The 4,781-nt window shown below is 67.8% G+C and carries 6 protein-coding genes and 1 pseudogene; 1 reads left to right on the top strand and 6 read right to left on the bottom strand.

Going from position 1 to position 4,781, the window contains the following annotated elements; translation table 11 throughout:
* Both GXY35_06850 and GXY35_06845 read right to left on the bottom strand, forming a co-directional pair.
* Positions 1-124: BMC domain-containing protein (locus GXY35_06850; protein NLW94291.1), on the bottom strand; the 124-nt coding region annotated here is incomplete at its 3' end.
* Positions 125-232: 108 nt separating this feature from the next.
* Positions 233-1,120 carry a response regulator gene (locus GXY35_06845; GenBank protein NLW94290.1) on the bottom strand — a complete coding sequence of 296 codons (888 nt, stop codon included), beginning with the start codon at positions 1,118-1,120 and terminating at the stop codon, positions 233-235.
* A 148-nt stretch (positions 1,121-1,268) separates the two neighbouring features.
* On the opposite strand from GXY35_06845, the gene GXY35_06840 reads away from it, so the two are divergent.
* A complete protein-coding gene (locus GXY35_06840) occupies positions 1,269-2,150 on the top strand; it encodes a polyprenyl synthetase family protein (protein ID NLW94289.1) in 882 nt (293 codons plus the stop codon).
* Positions 2,151-2,155: 5 nt separating this feature from the next.
* Here GXY35_06840 and GXY35_06835 read toward each other — a convergent pair whose 3' ends face one another.
* From GXY35_06835 to GXY35_06820, 4 genes and pseudogenes are all read right to left on the bottom strand, one after another.
* Positions 2,156-2,422, bottom strand: coding sequence for a cupin domain-containing protein (locus GXY35_06835; GenBank protein ID NLW94288.1), 267 nt, complete (start codon positions 2,420-2,422; stop codon positions 2,156-2,158).
* Between the two features lie 21 nt (positions 2,423-2,443).
* Positions 2,444-2,770: pseudogene (locus tag GXY35_06830) on the bottom strand (YkgJ family cysteine cluster protein).
* Positions 2,771-2,811: 41 nt separating this feature from the next.
* Positions 2,812-4,107: a glycine--tRNA ligase gene (locus GXY35_06825; GenBank protein NLW94287.1), complete on the bottom strand. Its 1,296-nt coding sequence runs from the start codon at positions 4,105-4,107 to the stop codon at positions 2,812-2,814.
* Between the two features lie 4 nt (positions 4,108-4,111).
* Positions 4,112-4,609, bottom strand: coding sequence for a hypothetical protein (locus tag GXY35_06820; protein ID NLW94286.1), 498 nt, complete (start codon positions 4,607-4,609; stop codon positions 4,112-4,114).
* Between the last annotated feature and the right edge of the window lie 172 nt (positions 4,610-4,781).

The raw sequence follows: 4,781 nt of genomic DNA, 5'->3' as shown, positions 1-4,781 counted from the left end.
CGTAGCCGCCGCCGATCTTCTCGTAGCTCACCAGCTCGACCTTCGCCGCCTTCACCATCGCGTCGGCCGCCTCGACCATCGCCGCGAACCCCCGCGTCTCGATCATCCCCAGTGCCTCTGACATCGCCTGTTCCTCCGCTGAACCGCGCGCGCGGCGCGGTGTGATTTTCCGACATGCTACTACGCAGCCGAGGGGGAGGTCAAGGAGAGATGCAGGAGGCGGAACGGCCTGTCAGGATTTGCCGCACCTGCCCTTGGCGCGGTTCAGGAGGCCGAGCGCCCCCTGCCGCGAGAAGCGGTCGTAGAGCGTGTAGAAGAGCTGGCGGCTTACCCCGTACTTCTTGGCGATGTTGCCGATATGCGGATTCGGCGTGGTGGCCGCCTCCCGCATCATCTCCAGGCGCGTCTGCACGACATCGGAGGGGTTGATGAACCGGCTGAACGGGTACCGCTCCCCGGAGGGGAGAGGCTCCTCGGGGCGCGCCACCTCCTTCTTGGCGGAGAGCTTCTCGTTGTGATCCAGCGCCGCCTCGAGGTCCTTCTTGGTCTTGTCGAACAGGCCGCGGACCCCGTACCGCTGCATCTCGCGGTTGAGGAGATAGAACATGTTCCGGCTGAAGCCGAACCGGGCGGAGATGCGCGTGATGTCGGGGGAGGGGGAGGTGTAGACCGTGCGCAAAAACTCGTAGCGGTGGATCACCTCGTCGTCGAGCGGGTAGACGTACTCGGAGTTCGTGGCGACGATGCCGCGGTAGTAGTCGTCGAGGCAGGTGCGGACGATCCGGTTGAGTTTTGCCAGGTCGAACGGCTTCCGCACGTAGTCCTTGGCGCCGCGCTTCATCGCCTCGACGGCCACGTCCTCCGACCCCATCCCGGTGATGACGATCACCATCGTCTCGGGCATCTCCCCCTTGATTTCCCGCAGGAGGTCGAGGCCGTCACGCATCGGGATGTTGTAGTCGAGGAGGACGATCGGGGGCCGCTTCTCGAGGGCGCTGATCATCGCCTCGTGGCCGTCCGCGGCGGTGAAGACGTCGAACCCATCCCGAATGAAGTTCCTGGAGAGCGCGTCGAGGATCTCCCGGTCGTCGTCGACGATAAGAATCCGTTTTGCCCCCATCAATACCTTCCTCCAAAACGGACATATGATAGCACGTCCCCTCCCCAATGTCAAACACGCCCCGCCTCCATGAAGCCGCCCCGGGGCGCGCAGCGGTGGACGGGGGAGGGGGGATCGGGTATGCTGGTATCCCGCGCCCGGAGGCGTCATGCATCTCGCCCGGTACATCGATGAGAGAAAACGGCTCGTGGACGGCGCCCTCGAACGCCTCCTGCCGCCCACGGGGGCCGGTCCCGCCGCCCTGCGTGAGGCGATGCGCTACAGCGTCTTCGCGGGGGGGAAGAGGCTTCGGCCGATCCTCTGCATCGCGGCGATCGAGGCGCTCGGGGCCGACCCGTCGCCGTTCGTGTCGTCGGCGTGCGCCCTGGAGCTCGTCCACACCTATTCGCTCGTCCACGACGATCTCCCCGCGATGGACGACGACGACCTGCGGCGCGGCAGGCCGACCAGTCACCGCGTCTTCGGCGAGGCGCTGGCCATCCTCGCCGGCGACGCCCTCCTCACGCTGGCGTTCGAGGTCGTGGCGCGGGAGGAGGCGGTCCCGCCCGGCGCGCGCGCGGCGCTCGTCGCCGCGCTCGCGCAGGGAAGCGGGGCGGCGGGGATGGTGGGGGGGCAGGTCATGGACCTCTGCGCGGAGAGGAGAGCGATTTCGGCGGAGGAGCTGGCGGAGATCCACGCCTGCAAGACCGCCGCCCTGATGGAGGCCTCCGCAACGTTCGGCGCGGTGCTCGGCGGCGCCGAGGCCGGCGATGCGGCATCCCTCAGGGCCTACGGGCGCTCGCTCGGGATGGCGTTCCAGGTGACCGACGACATCCTCGACGCAACGGGGGACGAGCACCTGATGGGCAAGCGGGCCCGGCGGGACGCGGCGGCGCGCAAGGCGACCTATCCGGGGTTGTTCGGCGTCGAGGAGTCGCGCCGGATCGCCGCGGCGCACGTCGAGGCCGCCGTGGAGGCGCTGGGCGCGTTCGACGGGCGCGCCGATCCGCTCAGGGAGATCGCCCGCGGGCTGCTCGGCCGCGGGAGCTGACCTCGTCAGCCGAGCAGGTACCTCTTCCGCACCTTCTCCACGACCGTCCAGGTGCAGGAGAGCCCCTCGGGGAAGCGGACGAGATCCCCCGCCGCAAACTCGACCGTTCCCGTCGGCGTCGCGACCCGCGCCCGACCCTCCAGGATGTAGCAGGTCTCAGGGGAGTCGTAGGACCAGTCGAAGGTGCTGGGCCCGCATTCCCAGATCCCCCACCCGTCCACCTCGAGGGATTGCAGCGTCTCCGGCGTCGGCTTCTCTACAACGACCTCCATGGCGGCGCCCCCCCCTGTTGTCCGCTGCCTCCACGCGGGGCAGACCTCCTCCACCCCCGGGTACCGCCACCCCGCGGGAAAGTTCCGGCACTGCGCCGGTTTCACGGGGTGGATGGCGCAACCGTCCCCGAGCAGGAAGACACATGCGCCGTCGGGCTTCTCCTCGAGCTCGAGCCCCCGCCGGTGCGCGGCGAACCGGGTATACTCCTCGGCGAAGGCCCGCGGATCCAGGCCCAGGAACGCCGCGATCCGGTCGACCTCGCCGGCGCTGACGCGCACGAAGCCGCGCACCCGGCAGCAGTCGCCGCAGCCGAGGCATTCGAACGGCGCTTCCACGGGAACGCCCATCGCCGCCCTTTCCGTCCGGGCCGCCGGTCTCGGGCCGCCGGCTATCCGATGCGCGCCCTGAGGAACTGCGCCAGCTCCGTGTCGCGCACCCGCTCCTGCGCCATCGTGTCGCGGTCGCGCACCGTCACCGTGCCGTCCTGCTGCGTCTGGGAGTCGACCGTGATCCCGAACGGCGTCCCCGCCTCGTCCTGCCTGCGGTAGCGCCGTCCGATCGAGCCGGTGTCGTCGACGAAGACCGGCATGTGGCGCCGGAGCTCGCGGGCGATCGCGGCGGCGATCTCGGGGAGGCCGTCGCGCCTGACGAGCGGGAAGATGCCGGCCTTCATCGGGGCGATCTGCGGGTGCAGCTTGAGGACCACCCGCTTCTCCCCGCGGACCTCCTCCTCGCGGTAGGCGTCCACCAGGCAGGTCAGGAGCGTCCGGTCCACGCCCGCCGAGGTCTCGATGATGTACGGGATGAAGCGTTTGTTCGAGGCGGCGTCGAAGTAGGACAGATCCTTGCCCGAGTGCTCCTGGTGCCGCGAGAGATCGTAGTCGGTCCGGTTGTGGATCCCCTCGAGCTCCTTCCACCCGAACGGGAACTCGTACTCGATGTCGTAGGCGTCCTTGGCGTAGTGCGCGAGCTCCTTCTGCGGGTGCTGGTGGAGGCGCAGCTTCTCCTTCCGCAGGCCGAGTTCGGCGTACCAGTCCATGCGGGCCGCCTTCCAGCGCTCGAGCCACTCCGCGTCGGTTCCCGGCTCGACGAAGAACTGCATCTCCATCTGCTCGAATTCGCGCGTGCGGAAGACGAAGTTCCCGGGTGAGATCTCGTTCCGGAACGCCTTCCCGATCTGGGCGATGCCGAACGGGATCTTCTGTCGGGAGGGGGTGAGTACGTTCTGGAAGTTCACGTAGATCCCCTGGGCCGTTTCGGGCCGCAGGTAGACGACGGAGCCCTCCTCCTCGACCGGGCCCATGTGGGTCTTGAACATGAGGTTGAACTGGCGCGCCTCCGTGACCTGCCGCGAGCCGCAGCGGGGGCATTTCCCGTCCTTCAGTTCGTCGCCGCGGAAGCGCTGTTTGCACGACCTGCAGTCCACGAGCGGGTCCGTGAACGCCTCGACGTGCCCCGAGGCGACCCAGACGGAGGGGTGCATCAGGATCGATGCGTCGATCCCCACGACGTCGTCGCGCAGCTGCGTCATCGTCCGCCACCAGTGGCGCTTGAGGTTGTTCTTGAGCTCCACGCCGAGCGGGCCGTAGTCCCAGCAGCTGTTCAGACCGCCGTAGATCTCGCTCGACTGGAAGATGAATCCCCTCCGCTTGCAGAGGGAGACCAGCGTGTCCATCAGATCCATTCGCTCACGCTCCTTCGCGGGCCGTTGTGCGCCCCTTCCTCTCCAGATGCAGCGCGTACTCCTCCACCCGGCGCTCCTGCGCCTCGTTCTCCACTGCGCCCGGTATCCTGCGGCGCACCTCGGCGATCGCCTCTTCGGCCCGACGGCCGGCGCGCACCAAAAAGCAGGCCAGCATCGTGCCGGTGCGTCCGTACCCCGCCCCGCAGTGCGCGACGACCTTCTTGGCGCCGCCCAGCCCGTAGGCGACGTAGCTGAGGAAGCGCTCGATCTCGGAAATCTCCGGCGCCTCGCCGTCCCGGATCGGGATATGGAACAGTTCGAAGCCGAACCGTTCGCACTCGTTCCGGTCGAGCGGGGCGACCGTGAGCGAGATGATCAGGCCGATCCCGCGCTCCTTGAGGAACCGGAGGTCCTCCCCGAGCGGGTGGAACGACCCGGGGCGCTCCATCCCTGCGAGCTGGTCCTGCACGAGCCAGGCGAAGTTCCGGGGCATGGCGCGCACAGTGTAGCATCGGGGGGGAGGGGAAGCCACCCTTTTAGCGCGGAGTGTAATAGCAAAGTTAAAATGTCCTATTTCTAGCAAAGTTAAAATGTCCGGTTTTGAGATTCACTCCGTGGAGAGTGCATCTTCCCTTGGCCCCCTAGGGGGCCGAACCGAAAACTTGTCAGTATAT

Source organism: Chlamydiota bacterium (assembly GCA_012729785.1).
In the GTDB taxonomy this organism is placed as follows: domain Bacteria; phylum Auribacterota; class Tritonobacteria; order UBA1439; family UBA1439; genus UBA1439.
The sequence above is the reverse complement of the archived record's forward strand: the minus strand, read 5'-3'. Positions and strand labels throughout refer to the sequence as shown.

Bases quoted from the DNA above. Each gene is read 5' to 3' on its own strand.
- GXY35_06825 (NLW94287.1), bottom strand. From the start codon at position 4,107: ATGGATCTGATGGACACGCTGGTCTCCCTCTGCAAGCGGAGGGGATTC.
- GXY35_06840 (NLW94289.1), top strand. From the start codon at position 1,269: ATGCATCTCGCCCGGTACATCGATGAGAGAAAACGGCTCGTGGACGGC.
- GXY35_06845 (NLW94290.1), bottom strand. From the start codon at position 1,120: ATGGGGGCAAAACGGATTCTTATCGTCGACGACGACCGGGAGATCCTC.
- GXY35_06835 (NLW94288.1), bottom strand. From the start codon at position 2,422: ATGGAGGTCGTTGTAGAGAAGCCGACGCCGGAGACGCTGCAATCCCTC.